Source organism: Negadavirga shengliensis (assembly GCF_042652345.1).
In the GTDB taxonomy this organism is placed as follows: domain Bacteria; phylum Bacteroidota; class Bacteroidia; order Cytophagales; family Cyclobacteriaceae; genus Negadavirga; species Negadavirga shengliensis.
Genome location: NZ_JBHSJJ010000003.1, coordinates 514,888 through 534,709, shown reverse-complemented (window position 1 = coordinate 534,709; position 19,822 = coordinate 514,888). Strand labels below are relative to the sequence as shown.

The 19,822-nt window shown below is 44.6% G+C and carries 14 protein-coding genes; all 14 read right to left on the bottom strand.

All coding sequences use genetic code 11. The annotated features are described in order from the left end of the window. Nucleotides 1-213 precede the first annotated feature (213 nt). The 14 genes from ACFPFU_RS07680 to ACFPFU_RS07615 all read right to left on the bottom strand — a co-directional run bounded on the left by ACFPFU_RS07680 (nucleotide 214) and on the right by ACFPFU_RS07615 (nucleotide 19,821). Complete coding sequence (locus ACFPFU_RS07680; protein WP_377063140.1) at nucleotides 214-1,662, bottom strand: lipopolysaccharide biosynthesis protein; 1,449 nt, start codon at nucleotides 1,660-1,662, stop codon at nucleotides 214-216. 162 nt (nucleotides 1,663-1,824) lie between these two features. Continuing rightward, a complete protein-coding gene (locus ACFPFU_RS07675) occupies nucleotides 1,825-1,962 on the bottom strand; it encodes a hypothetical protein (protein ID WP_377063138.1) in 138 nt (45 codons plus the stop codon). A gap of 293 nt (nucleotides 1,963-2,255) precedes the next feature. After that, on the bottom strand, nucleotides 2,256-4,058 hold the full coding sequence (locus tag ACFPFU_RS07670; protein ID WP_377063136.1) for an ABC transporter ATP-binding protein: 1,803 nt from the start codon (nucleotides 4,056-4,058) through the stop codon (nucleotides 2,256-2,258). Between the two features lie 442 nt (nucleotides 4,059-4,500). Beyond that, nucleotides 4,501-5,247, bottom strand: coding sequence for a sulfotransferase family 2 domain-containing protein (locus ACFPFU_RS07665; RefSeq protein WP_377063133.1), 747 nt, complete (start codon nucleotides 5,245-5,247; stop codon nucleotides 4,501-4,503). 173 nt (nucleotides 5,248-5,420) lie between these two features. Next, entirely contained in the window at nucleotides 5,421-6,191 is a 771-nt protein-coding gene (gene cysQ, locus ACFPFU_RS07660) for a 3'(2'),5'-bisphosphate nucleotidase CysQ (RefSeq protein WP_377063131.1), read from the bottom strand. A 359-nt stretch (nucleotides 6,192-6,550) separates the two neighbouring features. Further along, nucleotides 6,551-7,858, bottom strand: coding sequence for a sulfate adenylyltransferase subunit CysN (gene cysN, locus ACFPFU_RS07655; protein ID WP_377063129.1), 1,308 nt, complete (start codon nucleotides 7,856-7,858; stop codon nucleotides 6,551-6,553). A gap of 146 nt (nucleotides 7,859-8,004) precedes the next feature. Beyond that, nucleotides 8,005-8,907, bottom strand: coding sequence for a sulfate adenylyltransferase subunit CysD (gene cysD / locus ACFPFU_RS07650; RefSeq protein ID WP_377063127.1), 903 nt, complete (start codon nucleotides 8,905-8,907; stop codon nucleotides 8,005-8,007). Nucleotides 8,908-8,930: 23 nt separating this feature from the next. Further along, nucleotides 8,931-9,533 carry an adenylyl-sulfate kinase gene (gene cysC, locus ACFPFU_RS07645; protein ID WP_377063126.1) on the bottom strand — a complete coding sequence of 201 codons (603 nt, stop codon included), beginning with the start codon at nucleotides 9,531-9,533 and terminating at the stop codon, nucleotides 8,931-8,933. 483 nt (nucleotides 9,534-10,016) lie between these two features. Then, nucleotides 10,017-11,336 carry a nucleotide sugar dehydrogenase gene (locus ACFPFU_RS07640; RefSeq protein ID WP_377063124.1) on the bottom strand — a complete coding sequence of 440 codons (1,320 nt, stop codon included), beginning with the start codon at nucleotides 11,334-11,336 and terminating at the stop codon, nucleotides 10,017-10,019. A gap of 268 nt (nucleotides 11,337-11,604) precedes the next feature. After that, a complete protein-coding gene (locus ACFPFU_RS07635; protein ID WP_377063122.1) occupies nucleotides 11,605-14,031 on the bottom strand; it encodes a GumC family protein in 2,427 nt (808 codons plus the stop codon). 9 nt (nucleotides 14,032-14,040) lie between these two features. Further along, entirely contained in the window at nucleotides 14,041-14,772 is a 732-nt protein-coding gene (locus tag ACFPFU_RS07630; RefSeq protein WP_377063220.1) for a polysaccharide biosynthesis/export family protein, read from the bottom strand. Between the two features lie 424 nt (nucleotides 14,773-15,196). Next, the gene (locus tag ACFPFU_RS07625; protein ID WP_377063120.1) at nucleotides 15,197-17,536 is read right to left on the bottom strand and encodes a hypothetical protein; all 2,340 of its coding nucleotides are present in this window, start codon (nucleotides 17,534-17,536) and stop codon (nucleotides 15,197-15,199) included. 786 nt (nucleotides 17,537-18,322) lie between these two features. Continuing rightward, entirely contained in the window at nucleotides 18,323-18,760 is a 438-nt protein-coding gene (locus ACFPFU_RS07620; protein ID WP_377063118.1) for an OsmC family protein, read from the bottom strand. Further along, nucleotides 18,757-19,821, bottom strand: a complete 1,065-nt coding sequence (locus ACFPFU_RS07615; protein ID WP_377063116.1) for a hypothetical protein — start codon at nucleotides 19,819-19,821, stop codon at nucleotides 18,757-18,759. Before ACFPFU_RS07615 ends, ACFPFU_RS07620 begins: the two co-directional genes overlap by 4 nt. Nucleotide 19,822 lies beyond the last annotated feature (1 nt).

The following is a 19,822-nucleotide window of genomic DNA, read 5'->3' as shown; positions in this document are numbered from 1 at the left end:
TTGACTTTAAATTAACAGCCTCTTTGATGTGCTTTACTTTACCGGCAAGCACTGCTTTATTTTCTCTTCTAAACGATGGGTTAAGTAACAAATAGTATATTGAGGATAAAAATCCCGAGCGGTGACAAAATTGTGGGATTTTCGCTTCCAAGAATGATTTTTTGAATTTGGCTAATTTATTTCTCAGTGCGTTTAACATAAATTTATAGATGTCTACATCTTTTTTAATTCCCTTACCTCTTTCAGTTGCGCTTTCAACTCTCCTCCTAAAAACATATAGATGACAGCTCCATAAGTGCCAAACAGCAAAAAGGCCGCAATGGCATAATGCATGGAAGCATAGGTTACCATCACATTAACCACGGCATAAGCGACAATAGAGGCCAGCCACGGGTATTTGACGGCATCGAAAAATTCCCCGGTACTTACCTTTAAGGAGAGCAAGTATTTAAAAGTGTACTGCGCTATTCCTACAGCAATAACCTTATTCAACAAAATGGCAAAGGCAGCTCCCGTTATGCCAAAGTAGCTTATTCCCAAATACAATAGTGGCAAGAAAATAACAGCCTTGACCAATTGTAACTTCATTTCCAGGCCTGGCCTTCCCATGCCCCTGATCAGCGCGGTATTGCTATTTACCATCATGTGCACCATTACCGACAATGAAAGTATCTTTAACGGGTTCATTGCATCCACCCATTTGGATCCAAAGACTGGCAGAATGATGGAATCCGCAAAGGCAATCAAAAACACCATTATGGGAAAGATAGCGATGCTGTTATATTCCACCGTCTTGAGGTAATATTTTTTTAAGGCTGCGGGATTGTCCTGTATCCTACTATATAAAGGATATAAAACGGTGTTTATTACAGCCATGAGCTTGCCCCGAAACGTATTTGTTAAAATAAAGGCAAAGGTGTAGGCCCCCAGGGCATGGGCACTTAGCAATTTCCCGATCAATAAATAATCCACATTGCCAATCAAATAATTGGTGATATTGGTGCCAGTGGTATAGATGCCAAACCCAAACACATCCTTGAAAGCGGCCTTTTCAACAACACACTTCGGGCGCCATCCGGTGGCAAGAAAGTACTGAGGCATGGCAATTACTATGGAGGCCACTGCATTAAACGCCAGGGACCATACGCCTGCACCCGCAAAAGCAAGAATCAGCGACAACACCCCTGCAGAGAGATTGGACGTATTGTCAATGATGGCTATCTTCTTAAAATTCATGCTCTTGGTCAGCTGCGCCTTGTGAACCAAATTAACCGGGCTGGATAAAATGCCGAGCCCCAATACAGGGATGAGGCTTTTCAAAATCGGTTCCCCATAAAAGACTGCCGCAAACGGAGCTACCACCACACTGACCACCAAATACATAAAGAGCGCCCACCCCACCCCAAACCAAAAAGCAGTATGGAAATGGGCCGACCTTAGCTTTTCCTCTTTTTTCTGAATCAAGGCTGATCCAATACCCAAATCATTAAGCACCTGGACAAATCCGGTGAACACCACAGCCATCCCCACCACACCAAACTCTTCAGGGAAGAGTACCCGGGCAAGGACCAACTTAATTACAAAAGATGAGCCTACGTTAATGATAAGGCGCAAGCCATTCCAAAGAATTCCGGAAATAGCCTGTTGTTTAATTTTCGACATGTATGCGGTTCCTAATCACCAATAATTCCAGACAAGGGAAACCCCGTCAATCACGAGGAGCGGTAATTTATAGTCCTTTTTTACTGTATCGCTGTCCGCGACGAAGCGATCTCCGGACAGATATCGTATTCCTACGTCAGTGGTAGGTTTAAGCTTTTTGAATCACCCTGCCTTCGCCACAAACCAGCCGTTCAGTATGTCTTCGCGGTTATAATCCATCGGTTTGTTTTCCGGGTATTTCAGTACCTGGCTGCCGGCGGCTTCCAGCACCGCCTGCGCCGCGGCAGTGTCCCATTCCATAGTAGGTGGCTTGATAAAAATTGGACACGGACGCTTCCAATAAGTATTTTTGACCGGAACATCCAGGGAAATAATTCTCCCATTTGAATTCGGGGTTAACAACTGATTTGTTAAAATCATAATGTTCATAATTGCTGTCAGATAAACTGAATGTCTCTTTAGGTTTGCTACCTACGATTTCAGGATGTTGTGACATTAAATCGGACAATGTCGAACTTCCACATTTTTGAAATCCTACTATAAAAATGTTCGGTTTTTTCATGTATTATTCTAAATAATTAAAATTGAATTTGTTATAAGGATATTTTTTGTAAATCAACCATCCTCTTGAATTTTGGGATTCTCTGGGACAGCTGCTCAAAATTTCCCTCCTCTTCAATCTTACCCTTACTCATCAAAACAATCCGGTCAACGTTCCTAATGGTAGACAACCTATGAGCCACAATAAGTAAAGTGTACTGCCCATGTAGATCATCAATATTCTGCTGTATGCTTTTCTCAGTTTCAGAATCCAAAGCCGAAGTGGCTTCGTCCATAATCAAAATATCCACCTCCTTAAAAAGCTCCCGTGCAATAGAAATCCGTTGTTTCTGCCCTCCGCTTAAATTAATTCCGTTATGGCCTAGTTCGGTTTCTTCCTTCGCTACTAATCCCTCAACAAATTCCAACAATGAGGCTTTCTCCAACGCGGCTTTAAAGCGTTCCATATTCTCTGCGGTCCTTTCTGACCAAAAAGTAATGTTGTTAAAAACCGTATCATTGAAAATCACCGGTTCTTGGGTGATATAGCCAATTCGCTGCTGCAGGCTTGTCAGTTGAAGTTGATGATAAGGAATACCATCAATCGCGGTTTCTCCTTCTTCTGCCTGCAACAGGCCTGTAATCAGATTGACAAGGGTTGTTTTACCGCTGCCGCTTTCGCCTACAAACGCAATGGAAGCATTTTTGGGAATTTCCAGATTGATATTTTTCAGTATCCGGACGGAACCGAAGCCAAACGAAACATCTTTCAGGCTGATGGATTCCCGGAACCTTTCCAGTCTTATCTCACCGTCCCTGAAAACCTTACGCTCCAGGTCATTTTGAAAATCAAGCACGTTTTCCAAGGAACCGGACCGGGCCAGAAAACGGTTCCAGGCATTCTGCATATTCATCAGGGAACCCAATGCCCTGTAAAAAAAGAGCAAACTGATCAATATGGGCCCCAACCCACCCCCAAGCACGTTGGTCTGGATAATGATCACCGCGGATACCACCACAATCAGAATGGGTTCACGGGTGGAATCCAAAATGGCCCCATAAATCCCGATTTTCTTTCTGCTGGCTTCAATAAATTTTATGGTAGTTTTTAGTTTTTTAGCAAAAAGCGCGGTCAGGCCCGTGGCTTTTAGGTATTTAAAATTGGCCACATGCTGGATCACCTGACCCTGATAGGTGTTGGAATCTTTGGTGAGCTTGCGTGATGCACCTTTGGTGTTTTCATAGATCTTTTTGTATAAAAAATTCGTCAAGCCTCCACCAATGCTTACCAATAGGGCAAACTTCAGGTCCACAAAAAAGGCGAATCCCATATACACCATCACCAAAATAAACTGTTCAAAGGCCTGAAAGTAATACACATAGGCGCCTGATACTTTCTCCACTTCCCCTGTCATGGTATTCTGGATCCTGCCTACGTCCGAAGTCACGAAATCCTTGAATCCTATTTTATTCAACCGGTCCAGCAACTGCAGGCGCATGTTCCTGATAAACCTTTGTTGTAATATGATCCTGTAGGACTTGCTGCTGAACTGCGCGATCCCCTTAAACACGAAGAAGAGGGTCATCACTGTCAAAACGGAAAAAAGGGTCAGTGAAATCCCTATATGCTCCATCCCTTCCACCAAAAAAGAAAGGTTGCCCAAACTCTCGGCATCCACCGCATCGGCGTCGTTCACCATTTGCAACAATGGCAAAAACATGGACAGGCCGAAACCATCCAGCATCCCTACGGCGATGCTTAAAAATACCGCAATAAAGATCCTGTACCTCAGGTAGCGGTAGAAATAGGCAAAGCTGGTGAAATTTCTGGCGATAAGTTTCTTGATGTGTTTCATGTGTTCATAATTGTTTCTTAATGGCCACATGGAATCTCGCATGTCTTATAGTCATCCCTCTGTGACGTTTGCGTCATACTCGATTTCATCTTTCTTTTAAGATGCCTCTTCCGTTTTCGATTTTGTTTCCATTTCCCGGCTGCTCTTGAAATCAAAATCCATGCTAACCCATTCCCCCATTAGAGATACGTTCCTAAACTGGACATCGTTGATAGGAGGGGTATTCGGGGTCATTCCCGAGGGGAAACAAAAATTCAGTTTCTCTGAATGATGTTGACCTGCAGCAATCCAATGAGGTGTTCTGAAAGCAGCTCTTTATGAGAAACAGCATTTTCGTATCATTATGGTTGGGATATTCCTGCCCGCAGCAAGTATGTTTTGGGGCGCAATAAAACGATTAACTTGATACCTGCCTTCAATGCTTCCCTATCGGATTGGATAGTCATTCGTAATTCATATGGCATTTTTCGACCAGCCCCAATTCCTGCATAAGTTCTAAGAAATAAAAATCTTCCTTATACCAGTTACTGATATTTTGAATGGCTAAACTTGAAAGTTTCGTATCCAATTCTACAACATTCTTATGACTCTTAATCGGGTCATTTGTCAAGCTTTTTACCTCAATATTATATTTTCTTTTAAATGCATCAAAATCATCCGAGAGCCGTTCCTGCCTTAGCACATGAAATATTTTTGATTTATTTGATATTAGGAATGCATCATTTTTGAACCAGTCCCAATAAGAACTTTTTACATGGCCGATACTCTTCATGGCCCGTATGGCTTTTTTTCTTATTTTGTCCTCAGCAGAGCCTATCGCTTCACCAAGTTCGTTGGCTGTTCCAAAGAAAGTAAACGCTGTTCTTTCATCTTCGGTCCAGGGATTGTAATTTTTTGGCCTGCCTTCACGCTTCCGGGAATAAAAACTTGAAACAAATCTGGAAACAGGCTCACGGATAGTAAAAAAAACAAATTCCCCACTGGGACAATCCTCCAACGTAAATTCATGACCATGCATATGAAACAAATAGGGGTAACTCAATAAATATCTGCCATTTACAATTGAACTCTCCTCAAATGCATTCCTCACGGCTGACCCCCCGGTTTTTCCAATATGTATAAAATGTACCATTTTCATCCCAAAAAGTTTCAAAAGCAGAATGTACATATGGACTAATCTCCTTTTCATGCTTAAAATACTTTAGGGAAAATAAAACGTCAACATAATTACAGTGACCGGGCAACCGTCGCCGCGAGGAGCGGTAATTTAATCGTCCATTTTTACTGCATCGCTACCCGCGACGAAGCGATCCCTTGACGGATTCGTATGCCTCCGTCATTGCCAGATTTAAGCTTTTCGAATCAGCCTCCCTTTGCCACAAACCAGCCGTTCAGCATGTCTTCGCGGTTATAATCCATCGGTTCGTCTTCGGGGTATTTCAGTACCTGACCGCCGGCGGCTTCCAGCACCGCCTGTGCCGCAGCAGTGTCCCACTCCATAGTAGGTGCAAAGCGGGGATAAAGCTGGGCCTTACCTTCAGCCACCAGCATGAATTTCAGTGAAGAGCCCATGCTGACAATTTGCACTCCCGGATATTGGCCGATAAAAGCTTGTGTTTCGGCACTTAGGTGGGAGCGGCTGGCCACAATGGTGGATACTTCCCTTCCATCCTGTTTTTCCAGTGACAAAGGTTGCCCGCCAGTCTCCTGTTTCCAGGCGCCATCCTCCCTGTTGCCCCAATACAGCCAATCCAGTACCGGGGCGTATACCACCCCCATGATGGGTTGCCGCTTGTGGATCAAGGCGATGTTGACGGTAAACTCGCCATTTTTTTTGATAAATTCCTTCGTTCCGTCCAGGGGGTCCACCATCCAAAAATAATCCCAGTCTTTGCGCTTTTCGTAAGGGATATCCTTGCCCTCTTCGGACAGCACCGGCAGCCCGGAGGGTTCAAGGTATTTGAGGATGGCCAGATGGGCCGCTTTGTCGGCTTTGGTGAGCGGAGAAGCATCACCCTTCCGCTCCACCCCAAAATCCTCTGACTGATAAACTTCCATGATCGCTTGCCCGGCTTCCAGCGCCGCGGCTTTTGCCAATCGGGTCAATTCTTTGATCGGGATGGTTGTTGGCATTTTGAAAAGTGTTTTCGTTCGATTCTCTATTCGCTGCTCCCTATTCTCTGCGTTTGAATACTTAGTGAATGGTGAACAGGGAAAAGTGAATAGGAGGATTTCGCCCGATTCTCTGTTCCCCGTTCCCTATTCCCTGTTTTCCGAATACTCCGTGAACGGTGAATAGAGAAAAGCGAATAGGGATTTCCTATTCCCGGTTCCCTGTTCCCTATTTCCTGAATACTGAGTTAATAGTGAATAGGGAAAAGAGAACAGGAGTTTTCGTCCGATTTCCTATTCCCTGTTCCCCGTTCCCTATTTCCTGAATATTAAGTGAATAGAGAAAAGTAAATGGGAAGTTTTTCGTTCGATTTTCAGCTTCAAATCACCATTCCGGCTCCCATTGTCTCATTGGTATTGGGATCGATCAAAATCAGGGCACCGGTCTGTCGGTTCTTGGCATAACTGTCGAAAAACAAAGGCTGAGCCGTACGCAGCGAGATCCTGCATATATCGTTCATCTCTATCCTGTCTATACCTTCTTCACGGTGCAGGGTGTTTACATTGACTTTATATTGGATATCTTTCACCATGGCCTGGCATTCCTTGGTGGTATGGCGCACGATGTATTTGGTGCGGGGTATAAGGGGGCGCTGGTTCATCCAGCTGACCATCACTTCCAGGTCCTGTCCCGTCTGAGGCTGGTTGTTGGGCCGCACGATCATATCTCCCCTGCTGATGTCGATATCATCTTCCAGTGTCATCACCACTGACATAGGGGCATGGGCCTCCTGAATGGATTCTCCATTTAAGCTGATGTCCTTTACCCGGGAAGTGAAGCCGGAAGGAAGGATTTTCACTTCATCTCCGGGTTTGAAAATACCGCCTTCAATTCTCCCTGCATAGCCCCGGAAGTCCTGGTATTCCAGCGTATGCGGACGTATCACCATCTGCACCGGAAACCTGCAGTCCACGTGGTTATAATCGCTGGCAATATGTACGGATTCTAATAGGTACAGCAGCGTGGGGCCTTCATACCAGGTCATGTTCTTGGATCGCTCCACCACATTGTCCCCTTTCAGAGCGGAAATAGGCACAAAATGCACGTCCCTTACCTGCAGCTTGCTGGCAAAGGCTTTATAATCCTCCACAATTCTGTCATATACTCCCTGGCTGTAATCCACCAGGTCCATCTTGTTGATGCAGACCACTACATGGGGTATCCGCAGCAGGGAAGCAATGAACGAGTGCCTGTGGGTCTGCTCTAAAAGTCCTTTGCGGGCATCCACCAAAATAATGGCCAGATTGGCTGTGGAAGCTCCCGTCACCATGTTGCGGGTATATTGGATATGGCCAGGCGTGTCGGCGATGATGAATTTACGTTTGGGGGTGGCAAAGTAACGGTAGGCCACATCAATGGTGATGCCCTGCTCCCGCTCGGATTTCAGGCCGTCTGTCAGCAGGGACAGGTCCACATAGTCAAATCCTTTTTTTTCACTTGAAGCTTTAACTGCCGCTATCTGATCCTCAAAAATAGATTTTGAATCGTACAACAACCTGCCGATCAGCGTACTCTTTCCATCATCCACCGATCCGGCTGTCGTGAACCTTAACAATTGGTTACTTTCCTGTATACTCATTTTAACTTTTATGGATTTCTTCGTTATTCTTATGCTTATTTCCCACATCGTCACGAGGAGCGAATCCGTAATTCATCCCTCTTATGTAAATTCTCCGTGACGAAGCGATCTCTGGACGATAACGTAAACTAGGAGACTGCTTTGTTCCCGATGAACCGGGACAGGCTGTGCCTCCTACCGATGACGGGGTTTTTCTAGAAATACCCCGCTTTCTTTCTATCCTCCATGGCCGTCTCGCCCCTTTTGTCATCTGCACGGGTGCCTCTTTCTGTAGTCCGCGTAGTGGCTACCTCCATGATGATTTTTTCCAATGTATCCGCATCGGATTCCACCGCTCCGGTAATCGGCAAATCCCCACAGGTCCTAAACCTTACGGAAAGGGTCTTCACGACATCCTTGGGCTGAGGTTTGATGAATTCAGAATTGGCCAGAATCACGCCGTCTCTCAGCACGCATTCACGCTGATGGGAGAAATAAAGGCTGGGCAAGGCAATATTTTCATTTTGTATATATTGCCACACATCCATCTCCGTCCAATTGGATATAGGAAATACCCGGAAATGCTCACCATGATGCTTTCTGCCATTGAAAAGGTTCCAGAGTTCCGGGCGTTGGTTTTTGGGGTCCCACTGTCCGAATTCGTCCCTGTGGGAAAAAAACCGTTCCTTGGCTCTGGCTTTTTCTTCGTCCCGCCTGGCTCCGCCCATGGCTGCATCTATTTTGTGATCTTCCAAGGTGTCCAACAAGGTAATGGTCTGCAGGGCATTCCTGCTGGCATTGGCACCGACCTCTTCCTGTACCCTGCCTTTATCAATGCTTTCCTGTACAGAACCTACGATCAACTGTGTGCCCAACCGCTCTACGAGTTGGTCCCTGAAAGCAAGGGTTTCCGGAAAGTTATGCCCTGTGTCTATATGGATCAGGGGAAAAGGTATTTTTGCGGGGAAAAAGGCTTTTTTCGCCAGATGGGTAAGTACAATACTGTCCTTTCCGCCCGAAAACAACAGAGCGGGCTTTTCAAACTGGGAAACCACCTCTCTGATAACAAAAATGGCCTCCGCTTCTAGTTCTCTCAAATGAGACAGGTAATATTGCATTGTTGAGATTCTTTTGTTGACAATTATTTTATGATCTGTATTTCCGGGAGTACTTTTTCCACAATTTCATCCAAAGCAGCATCGATATTCAGATCCGCCGAGCAGATGGTCATATAGGGATCTTCAGGAATTTCGTAAGGGGAATCAATTCCTGTAAAGTTCTTGATCTGACCTTCACGGGCCATTTTATAAAGGCCCTTCACATCCCTTTTTTCACAGACCTCCAAAGGACAATTGACATATATTTCAAGAAAATTATGCCTGCCTACCAATTCGGCGATCATTTCCCTGTCCTTTTGAAAAGGTGATATAAATGCCGATACCACTACCAGCCCCGCATCCAGCATCAGCTTGGCCACTTCACCGATCCTACGCATGTTTTCGATACGGTCAAGATCGGTAAAGCCCAGATCCTGATTCAAGCCCGAACGGACATTGTCTCCATCCAGCAGGTAAGTTTTAAAACCAAGCCGGTGTAGCTTGCTTTCGGTGCCATTGGCCAAAGTGGATTTTCCACTTCCTGATAAGCCGGTAAACCACAGCAACTTAGGCTGCTGACCGAGGAGTTCTATCCTGTCTTTTTTACCGACTTTAAAGCGGTGGGGGTGAATGTGAGTATCTGACATATCGATGGATTTCAAATGAATGAAACATAGGTACCCCTACCTAATACGGGGCAAATGTAAGCTTAATTTATAAAAATCCCTAAGCGTAGGGCGGGGAAGTGTTGGACTGTTCCCCTGTTCTCTGTTCCCTCAATACTGCGTGAATAGGGAATAGGGAAAAGTGAATGGGGGATTTCCGGCCGATTTCCCGTTCCCTGTTCCCGGTTCTCTATTTCCTGAATACTGCGTGAATAGGGAATAGGGAAAAGAGAACAGGAGTTTCCGTCTGATTTCCTATTCCCTGTTCCCTGTTCCCTATTTCCTGAATACTGCGTGATTAGGGAATAGGGAAAAGTTATTGGGTGGTTCTCGACCGATTTCCTGTTCCCGGTTCCCGGTTCTCTATTTCCTGAATACTGAGTGAATGGATGGTTTCCGGCCGATTTCCTGTTCCCTATTCCCTTTTTCCTGTGTTAACGGCAATAACTTCGGACCACCAATTTCTTACAGCCTCGCATCCACCTTCTCTTTATCCAAAATCGCCTTTACATCATAAATCACCTGCTGGTCATTTTTTTCAAGGGGCATGGACATGAATTCCTTATGGGCAACGGCCAGAACAATGGCAGAATAGTCCTGTAGATCAGGGTGCTGCTTTCCGTTTTGTATATGGATGCCATATTCATGGGCCACTTCCTCGGGGCTTGCCCAGGGATCGTATACATCCACTTCCATGTCAAAAGTCCGTAACTCCCTGTATATATCAATTACCCGGGTATTCCTTACATCCGGACAATCCTCCTTAAAAGTGAAACCTAAAATCAATACTTTGGAATCAATGACTTTAAGGTCTTTTCGCATCATCAATTTGATCACCTCCGTAGCCACATGTTTGCCCATGCTGTCATTCAGTCTCCGGCCCGCGAGGATGATTTCAGGGTGGTAACCCACTTCCTGGGCTTTTTGAGCGAGATAAAAAGGGTCTACGCCAATACAATGTCCCCCCACCAAACCGGGTTTGAACGGCAGGAAATTCCATTTTGTGGACGCTGCCCGCAATACTTCATGGGTATCAATTCCCAACAGGCAAAAGATTTTGGAAAGTTCATTGACAAACGCGATATTGATATCCCGTTGGGAGTTTTCGATCACTTTGGCCGCTTCGGCCACCTTGATGCAGGAGGCTTTATGTGTCCCTGCAGTGATCACCTCACGATAGAGCGCATCCACATAGTCCGCCACTTCGGGCGTGCTACCGGAAGTCACCTTCAAGATTTTGGCCACCGTATGCTCCTTATCTCCCGGGTTGATCCGCTCGGGGGAATAGCCTGCGTAAAAATCCTCATTGTATTTCAAACCTGACACTTTTTCCAGAATAGGAACACATTCTTCCTCAGTTACTCCGGGGTATACGGTAGATTCATAAATCACAACATCGCCTTTTTTCAAGTATTTTCCGATTTCCTCAGAAGCCCTGAGCATAGGAGTAAGCACTGGCCGGTTATGACGGTCGGTAGGCGTGGGGACGGTCACAATGTAAACCTGGCATGAGCCCATCTCGCTGGACTTAGTGGTAGGTAAAAAACCCATTCCTTGTTGCCACAAAGTGTTACTGTCTTTTGCCAGCACCTTTTGTAAATCCTTGTCTTCCACCTCCAGCGTCAGGTCTTTGCCTTCAGCCAGTTCCTGTACGCGTTTGGTGGAAATATCAAAACCGATGACCGGAAATTTTTTGGCAAACTCCACGGCCAGGGGTAGCCCCACATAGCCGAGACCTACTACTGCTATCCTTACTTCTGATAAGGGTGTTAAATGATGATGCATAAAATATGATTTCATTTTCGGATTATAAAAGCCGAAAGTTATCAATTAAATCTGAATATTGATGAAAGAAGGCGGGCATACGGACACAAAAAATCATTGTGAACGGTATCAAAGCACGGTGGCAGCGACATTGACTGATTTTCGATTTCCCAGAAATGGGATTAAAGACAGATCCAAAAATATACAGCTCCGCCACTTCAGTCACAAATGTGAACTAACGTTGAAAAAGAATAACATTTTAAATAATATTAGACGCGAAAATAATTATTTATTTATAGCCCACCCATTCTTTCCAGGATTTTTTTGAGGGGCGATCATCGGAATAGTAACCGTAGCCATAACCATAGCCATAGCCATAACCATATTGATGCGCCCCTTTCTCAATACCATTGAGGATGAGATAAGCATTCTTAAGGATTTTCTGCTTTTTTAGGTTGTTGATGTGCTCAATAAATGGCTTTCGGCTATAGTTATACCGGACAATAAACAGGCATAAATCCGACAACTGCATCAAATCCAAAGACTCCGAAACCAAACCCACAGGAGGGGTGTCCAAAATAACCACGTCATACAGCTCTTTCAGTTCCTGAAGCATGGCTTTGAACCTATCCGTGATAAGCAATTCCGCCGGGTTAGGGGGAATTGGTCCGGAGGAGATTATATGGAGATTGTTAAAAGAAGTGGGTTGGATGATCTTGTTCAGCTCATCTATATTTCCACTCAGATAAGTCGCCAATCCTACCCTGTTTTCCAATCCGAAATCCTCAAAAATCTTCGGTTTGCGAAGATCGCAACCCACCAATATGACCTTCTTGCCGCTCAATGAGTACACTGAAGATAAATTGATGGAGCAGAAAGTCTTACCTTCCCCTGAAATGCTCGAAGTAACCATGATCACTGCTTTTTGGTTTTTGGGCAAAATAAAATTGATATTGGCCCTTAAAGACCGGAAAGCTTCTGTAACTCCGGACCTGGGATGTCTCAATACCACTAAACTCTGCTTGTCCCGGCTCTGGGCAATTTGGGAAATAAGGGTTACCTCAGAAAGCCTTTCCACCTCGGCCACATCTTTCACTTTTGTATCCAGATAAGTCTTGCCCACCACGAATCCTACGGGCAGAATAAATCCCAACATCAAAGCAATGGCGTAAATACGCATATTTTGAGGGCTGATGGGCCTGGAGTTGATCAGCGCATTTTCGATGATCTTATTGCTCGCGGTATTGGAAGCCCTCGTAATGGCGGATTCTGCCCTTTTCTGCAAAAGATAAGTATACAAGCCTTCATTAAGAGAAAACTCCCGCTGAATTCTCAGCAGGTTCTGTTCGGTTTGTGGCAACCGGTTAAAATCCCGTTCAATCTGACTGATTCTGCTTTCCAGATCTTCTATGGTCATCTGGGAATTTTGATCCACGTTGATCAATACCTCCCGGATAGCCCTGTTCATATCTGAAATTTTCCGGTTGACTTCGCGGACCATCGGGGCATTTTCAGTCAATCTGGCCTGGTGCATGGATTTCTCGGACTGGAGTTCCAGCAGGTTCATGATCAGGGAATTCAAAATGGGATCCTGAATACCCAGACCCGACGGCACCACGATTTCGCTGTAATCCTCCCGTACAAGATATGAGGAAAGCTGCCGGTAATATTCCCTTTTGAAGCGCTCCTGTGCCAACTCCCTTTCCATCTCAGTAAGCTGGGTGAAGATGGTAGACCCTTCGGCGGTCAGATTGTAAATGCTGTTGTTTGAGCGGAAGTTTTCAAGCCGGTTCTCAATATACATCAGGGAATCGGAAAGCACGACGAGCTGGGCATCTATAAAATCAATGGTGTTGGTGGCCATGGTGTTTTTCTCCTCCAGTTCATTTTCCAGATATACTTCCTGAAGCCTGTTCAAATACTCCCGGCCTTTGGTTGGGGTGGGTGTTCTTAGGGTAAGTTCCAAAATGGTGGATTGTTTTTCCGCCGGTTCGATGATCAGATTGCCTCCTGTGAATTGATTCACCAGGCTGACCCGGTCCCGAAGGCGCACGATCATCTCACCTTCCTGTTCTGCACTGGTAAGCCCAACCCTGAACCGGGCGAAAGGCAATTGCACATATTCCCCAAACCGGAATTCATTGTTATCCAGCACAGGCTTATCCAGTCTGGCTCTTCCCTCCCCTGGGAATACCTGTGTATAATTATCTTCGATAAACTCAAGAGTAAAGGTGTCCGGGCCTTTCCAACTGATGCGGATATCTCCATTACATGCCTGCGAATGGGACCAATCCGGATCCACAGCTATAGGAGTATTTCTGTAAATCTCCTTTTTGATAAAAATTCCCTGAGAGTAATATTCCACGTCAAAATCCAACTTGGATAAGGTGGCTTCTGCAATGGGGCGGGATTTTAAAATGATTATCTGGTTGACAAGGCCCATTTCATTTCTGTCCAAACCGGCAACATCCTCGAAAATCCCAAATGTCGCCTCTTTTTCCTTGATAAAAAATTTACTTTTCACCTCATATAACGGTACGGTGTACCTGATTTTGATATAAGCGATGGCCAGAGCCAGCATCACGGATACCAATATGTACGGCCAAATGCTTAAAATCTGAAGGACAATATGCCTGGCGTCCACCGCACTGTCCTGCTGAGAAGAAAACGGAGACTCCTGGGGAGTCTGCGAAGGAATAATATGGTTATTGTTCATTCTCACTGATTATTGAATGGCATTAAGTACCAATAGTACTGCCGAAAGGGTGGTTATAGCCAACTGAAAGGTCTGTACAAAATTGATGCCGCTTCCCAGTTCCCTGATCCGCATGGGTTCGGCATATAACATATCATTGGGGCGGATGAAGTAAAATTCCGACCCCACTATCCTTTTATCGTTGAGGTTCACCCGGTAGGTTCGGGACCCTTCGGGGTATTGTCTTATCAATACCACCTCATCACGCTTCGCAATCTCTGTCATATCCCCTGCATGCGCAATGGCCTGAAAAATTGTAATCTGATTCTGCAGGATGGTAAAGTTACCGTTTTGGCGAAATTCTCCCAGGGCAGAAAAACGCACTCCCCCTAATCGAACCCTTACAAAAAAATCATCCTGATATACATATGAAGTAAGCTTTTGTTCAATTTTCTCTTTGGCTTCCCGGGTAGTCAATCCCATTAAATTCACCTCTCCCAGCAAGGGCAATTCCACGTTTCCGTGTTGGTCAATGGTATATCCATTCATAAAGAAGATGTCCCCGCCATTCTGCATCCCCATGCCCATATTCATCCGTTGACCCGGGGCCGTAGGGGGCAGGAAAATCTCGTTGAGTTCCGGTGACGTTGTTCGGATCTGAATATCCACCACATCGTTATATTGTAGAAAGTAGTCCTCAGTTTGGCTTGGAACCAGTTCCCCAATCTCAAACAGCGGTCTTTCTTCACCCTGGTCCTGCATATAAATAATTCTCTCGTTGGAAACACATGATGCCCCCAAGGTGATGATAAGCAGTAATAAAAGTAATCTCATAAAATACGACATGAATTGTTTTAAGTATATAAATAATTGAATTTTAACCCTCTTCCAAAGATATTCAAATCAGAAATTTAAAAAAGCTTACTCAATATTTTTATCCTAACAATATTTTAATAATTTATTATTTTCTTTATTTTATTATATTATATATGTCCATTGACAAATATTATTGGATGATCAAGTGCGCTGAAAATGAGTATGATATCCCGATTCCCTTTTCATGTCCAAGTATGAAGTTTTTAAAAACCCGTCCCGTTTTACAAGGGCAAACTGAAAGCGCTTTGTGACAGGTAGCTGTGATGAACCCACTTGGGTTACGTGATAAAGACTGATTCAGGATAGCACTTTATCCATCCATCCCAGCCTGTAAATACTTATCATAAAACGTGCCAACATCCACATTCCGTTCTTTAATAACATTTACATAAAATTCAACCTGTTTATAGCCGCCTAAGCCCTCTATAAATATTGAACAAAGGTTACTCTTCGGATGACCATACAGCCTCATGGAAAAAGGATTTTGCCCGCCCCTGCACGGGAAAACATGGTCCTGTCGCGCCCCACTTCCTACTAAATAGATGGAGACAATTTCCCTGTTTTTGTTCATGTATTTTAAATCATTAAACTGGGCCAATACCAGCTTAAAGGCGGACTCCATGCCTCCTGCCCTAACGATGATTTCCATACAAACCGGATTGTTGACGCCACCCTTGTTGAAAAGCCAGTTCACACTGTTTTGCCAACTGTTTACGATATCGATGGAATCATGATGGTTATCCGTGATAAGAACTTCACTATTGGACTGGTTTCTTGGGTAAAATAACCGTAACTTATTGGCATTCCTTATTTTGAAATCATATTTACTTACCTGATCCCAAGCAACTCCGGCCCCCAATCTTGTCCCTGAAATAAAAATGGAACTGTCTGAAACCAGCACTTCATTGTGTTGACAATTAACCTTACGGCAATTGAGACTACCCAATACAAAATTTAATCCCGGCTGTTGGGAAATAAAAGAGTTATTGGAGATCTCAACATTTTCTTTAACCCTGGGAGGACGACTCCCTTTTGCTGCTGCTTGTCCTTCAAAACTAAAAAACACCGCAGGTTCATCCTTATAAGCAACATTGTTAATTTTTATCAAGTTGTGGTTAACGCTGATTTGATCCCCTTCATATCTGGAAGCAGGTTGACAGACCGAGTAGACCAAATTCCTTCCCGCCCAATCTGATGCACTTACCCCTGCATGGAAATCTATCTCTATTTTATTCCTGCTAAAATCGATTTTGGTCTGAGGAAGTCCATTCCCCCTGTTCAAATAGGGGATAAAAATTTCATTGTCGGTAAATTCAAACGTGGTGCTGGGAAAAGAATGATTCTTTGAAAGCTTGCACAAAGCATAATGAAAATTTGATCGCGGATTTTTTATATTTCTGTAATTCTCCCCTTTCTTAAGTACTCCTATATCATAAATGGCCTGTTTATGATTTTTAAAGACATTCCGTTTAATTGAAAAGTTACGCCCGTTTTTAAATTCAATGAATGCCGAATTATGTCCAAGAACATTTATGGCCGTATTGTCATGGACGAAAATATGCTGTACAGATGTATAAGCTATGGTGGTTAAACTCGAAGTGGCCCTGGGAGCACCGGAGCTTACCGTGTCGGAGGAAAGCAGGTTATAAATCCTGTTCCGCAGGTAATAAAGGGTACCGTCACCCGTCACCACCAGAGGCCCAAAATAGGCACCGGTTACCCTGTATACCTGCTCGTTTTCAAAATGATTATCTGTAAAATGAATCAAAGATTCCTTATCCATCTGGCTTAAAAATAACATGTTGCCAGCCATCTCTTTTACGGAATTATTTACAAATTCAATCCTTGCATGCTGAAATTGATTTTCACCGGCGTTACTGAAAAACTGTGTGCAATGATGAAAATTATTGTCTTTACAAAAAAAGGTAAAACTGCCCTTCCGTCGGATTCGATTGACCACCTGGCCAAAGATATTACAGTTATTAAAATCTATTTTATTATCGGAAGGATCATATATACTGATCAGCTTGTAATTATTGGACATCGCCGGATGCACAGGAACATCGTTCAAATAATTTCTTGTCACTAAAGTGACATGGCTAAATCCGTAATTCTTATTTCCCCTGAAATATCCGAAATTGGAATGGATTCTTTCCATGATTAATCCGCATTCTTCTTTGTTTTCAGAAAACACCTCAATATCTTCATTATCCGTGATGTAATTCCGGTCTCCCCCTGTATCGATAGGATACATCTTCAACAGCTGAATAGTATACCCCGCCCGCGACAAGGCCACGATCGCATTCAAGTTGGCGACCGGATCAGAGATATCATCGCCGACATACCATTCCAAAAATCCATGATCGGTATGTTTTTGTCTTACCCAATACCCCCCTGATACAGCTTTAAAGACAATGCCGTTGTCGGGGCTTAATCCGGCTTCTTCCGGAAAATAGGTAAAATTTCCTCCCCGGACCGGATCCGTAACATTGACGTAGCGGTATGGAGGCTCTATCATGGCCATGGTGTCGACACTTTCCACCGAAGCACGCAGGGCGGCTACCATGCCCATTTGTTGAATCTCAAGGTACATGGGCTCTCCCGTGTAGGGGTTTACCGACAGCAAGTCTTTCCGATCATTCATGTTCATGATAAAAACATTTTTCTCTTAAAATATTTACACCCCTTCCAAGATGCATTGCCCGGGCCACACCTTCAGCTTTTTGTCCCCCTATAAATTAAAAGCTAAATTGACGCTTCTATAAAACGTATGCCTTGCCATGTGTTGAACGTCCCTTCCCTTTCACCCCTCAGTCCCTCCGATAACTCACTAAAGGGGAAGACATCGCGCAGGTTTGCTCTCCAGGAAGATCGGAAGGGCACACCCCAAAACAGTTGTAAGAACACCAACTCCGTGCCAACCCCTATCGAGGCTGTGTTTCATGTGTTTATATTTTCTTTTCGGCGGTCACATGCTTGCGTGCCGTAATGCACTTCAGCATGCAGACATGGAATCTCGCATGATTTCCCCCCCGATAGAATATCGGGGCTATCGGGGCATCCTCCTGCCTGCGGGCCGTACTGCCCTTCGGCAGGCAGGCCTGTGACGATCTCGTCATGCTCGATTTCATCCGGATTTTGCCCATTTAAGTTTAGGTGTCAACATGCTATAATAAGTTCCTTCAAAAAGCCCCATTGAGGGAAATTCCACCTTATATATCTCCTTCCCTGGACAGGCCCCATAAAAAACTCCGTGTTTTCGGTTCCCTTATGGCTATCATTTTTCCACAAAAGCACAAAAACACGGAGATTCTTTTACATGGGGATTTCAGATTTGTCCCCGAAATCAAAGATTATCTGACCTTCCTTTGGGCTCCTTCCCAATGAATCCAGGAGCTGGGGAAACAATCCGATTCGTCCCTCATTGGATTTCTTATCAGGAAGAGAAGGATATATCCAGAGAAACGGGCACAGCCTTCAGAGCCTTACTTACCGGGCAGCCCTCTTTGGCGGCATGGGCAAGTTCCTTAAATTCCGCCTCATCCATATCCGGAACTTTCCCTTTCAAATCCAGGTGAATCCCCGTGATGGCATAACCATCATCTCCCTTTTCAAGGTTCACGGTTGCCACCGTATTCAACTCGTCAGCTGTATAGCCTTTTCCGGATATCTGAAAACTGAGGGCCATATTGAAACATCCGGCGTGGGCCGCTGCAATCAATTCCTCAGGGTTTGTTCCCTGCTTACCGTCCTCATTTTCAAAACGTGTTCTGGCACTATAGGGTGTGTTATCGAAAAAACTGCTGGGGGAGGAGAGCGTTCCGCTTCCTTCTTTTCCTGATCCTTTCCAGATTGATGTGGCTTTTCTTTTCATTTTTGAAACATTTTTTGTGGTATAGTTGAAAATTTTAAAATCATTTTCAATTTATCAATAATCGTGCAGAACGGAAAGGGAATGGGGGGTTTCCGCCCGATTCCCTGTTCCCTGTTCCCTTTTTCCGGTTTCCTGAATACTGAGTGAATAGGGAATAGGGAAAAGGGAACAGAAGTTTCCGCCCGATTTCCCGTTCTCTGCTCCCTTTTTCCGGTTTCCTGAATACTGAGTGAATAGGGAATAGGGAAAAGGGAACAGAAGTTTCCGCCCGATTTCCCGTTCTCTGCTCCCTTTTTCCGGTTTCCTGAATACTCCGTGAATAGGGAATAGGGAAAAGAGAACAGAAGTTTCCGCCCGACTTCCCGTTCTCTGCCCCCTTTTTCCGGTTTCCTGAATACTGCGTGAATAGGGAATAGGGAAAAGAGAACAGAAGTTTCCGCCCGATTCCCTGTTCCCTGTTCCCTTTTTCCGGTTTCCTGAATACTCCGTGAATAGGGAAAAGGGAAAAGAGAACAGAAGTTTCCGCCCGATTTCCCGTTCTCTGCTCCCTTTTTCCGGTTTCCTGAATACTCCGTGAATAGGGAATAGGGAAAAGGGAACAGAAGTTTCCGCCCGATTCCCTGTTCCCTGTTCCCTTTTTCCGGTTTCCTGAATACTCCGTGAATAGGGAATAGGGAAAAGAGAACAGAAGTTTCCGCCCGATTTCCCGTTCTCTGCCCCCTTTTTCCGGTTTCCTGAATACTGCGTGAATAGGGAATAGGGAAAAGAGAACAGAAGTTTCCGCCCGATTCCCTGTTCCCTGTTCCCTTTTTCCTGATTTCTGATTTCTGAATACTGCGTGAATGGTAAATAAGGAAAAGAGAACAGAAGTTTCCGCCCGATTTCCCGTTCTCTGCCCCCTTTTTCCGGTTTCCTGCATACTCCGTAAATAGGGAATAGGGAAAAGAGAACAGAAGTTTCCGCCCGATTCCCTGTTCCCTGTTCCCTTTTTCCTGATTTCTGATTTCTGAATACTGCGTGAATGGTAAATAAGGAAAAGGGAATGAGGTTTTGTGCCTCATC

Bases quoted from the DNA above. Each gene is read 5' to 3' on its own strand.
- ACFPFU_RS07630 (WP_377063220.1), bottom strand. From the start codon at position 14,772: ATGCAGGACCAGGGTGAAGAAAGACCGCTGTTTGAGATTGGGGAACTG.
- cysN (WP_377063129.1), bottom strand. From the start codon at position 7,858: ATGTGGGAAATAAGCATAAGAATAACGAAGAAATCCATAAAAGTTAAA.
- ACFPFU_RS07640 (WP_377063124.1), bottom strand. From the start codon at position 11,336: ATGCATCATCATTTAACACCCTTATCAGAAGTAAGGATAGCAGTAGTA.
- ACFPFU_RS07680 (WP_377063140.1), bottom strand. From the start codon at position 1,662: ATGTCGAAAATTAAACAACAGGCTATTTCCGGAATTCTTTGGAATGGC.
- ACFPFU_RS07620 (WP_377063118.1), bottom strand. From the start codon at position 18,760: ATGAAAAGAAAAGCCACATCAATCTGGAAAGGATCAGGAAAAGAAGGA.
- ACFPFU_RS07625 (WP_377063120.1), bottom strand. From the start codon at position 17,536: ATGAACATGAATGATCGGAAAGACTTGCTGTCGGTAAACCCCTACACG.
- cysD (WP_377063127.1), bottom strand. From the start codon at position 8,907: ATGCAATATTACCTGTCTCATTTGAGAGAACTAGAAGCGGAGGCCATT.
- ACFPFU_RS07615 (WP_377063116.1), bottom strand. From the start codon at position 19,821: ATGAGGCACAAAACCTCATTCCCTTTTCCTTATTTACCATTCACGCAG.
- cysQ (WP_377063131.1), bottom strand. From the start codon at position 6,191: ATGCCAACAACCATCCCGATCAAAGAATTGACCCGATTGGCAAAAGCC.
- ACFPFU_RS07670 (WP_377063136.1), bottom strand. From the start codon at position 4,058: ATGAAACACATCAAGAAACTTATCGCCAGAAATTTCACCAGCTTTGCC.
- ACFPFU_RS07675 (WP_377063138.1), bottom strand. From the start codon at position 1,962: ATGGAATGGGACACTGCCGCGGCGCAGGCGGTGCTGGAAGCCGCCGGC.
- ACFPFU_RS07635 (WP_377063122.1), bottom strand. From the start codon at position 14,031: ATGAACAATAACCATATTATTCCTTCGCAGACTCCCCAGGAGTCTCCG.
- ACFPFU_RS07665 (WP_377063133.1), bottom strand. From the start codon at position 5,247: ATGAAAAGGAGATTAGTCCATATGTACATTCTGCTTTTGAAACTTTTT.
- cysC (WP_377063126.1), bottom strand. From the start codon at position 9,533: ATGTCAGATACTCACATTCACCCCCACCGCTTTAAAGTCGGTAAAAAA.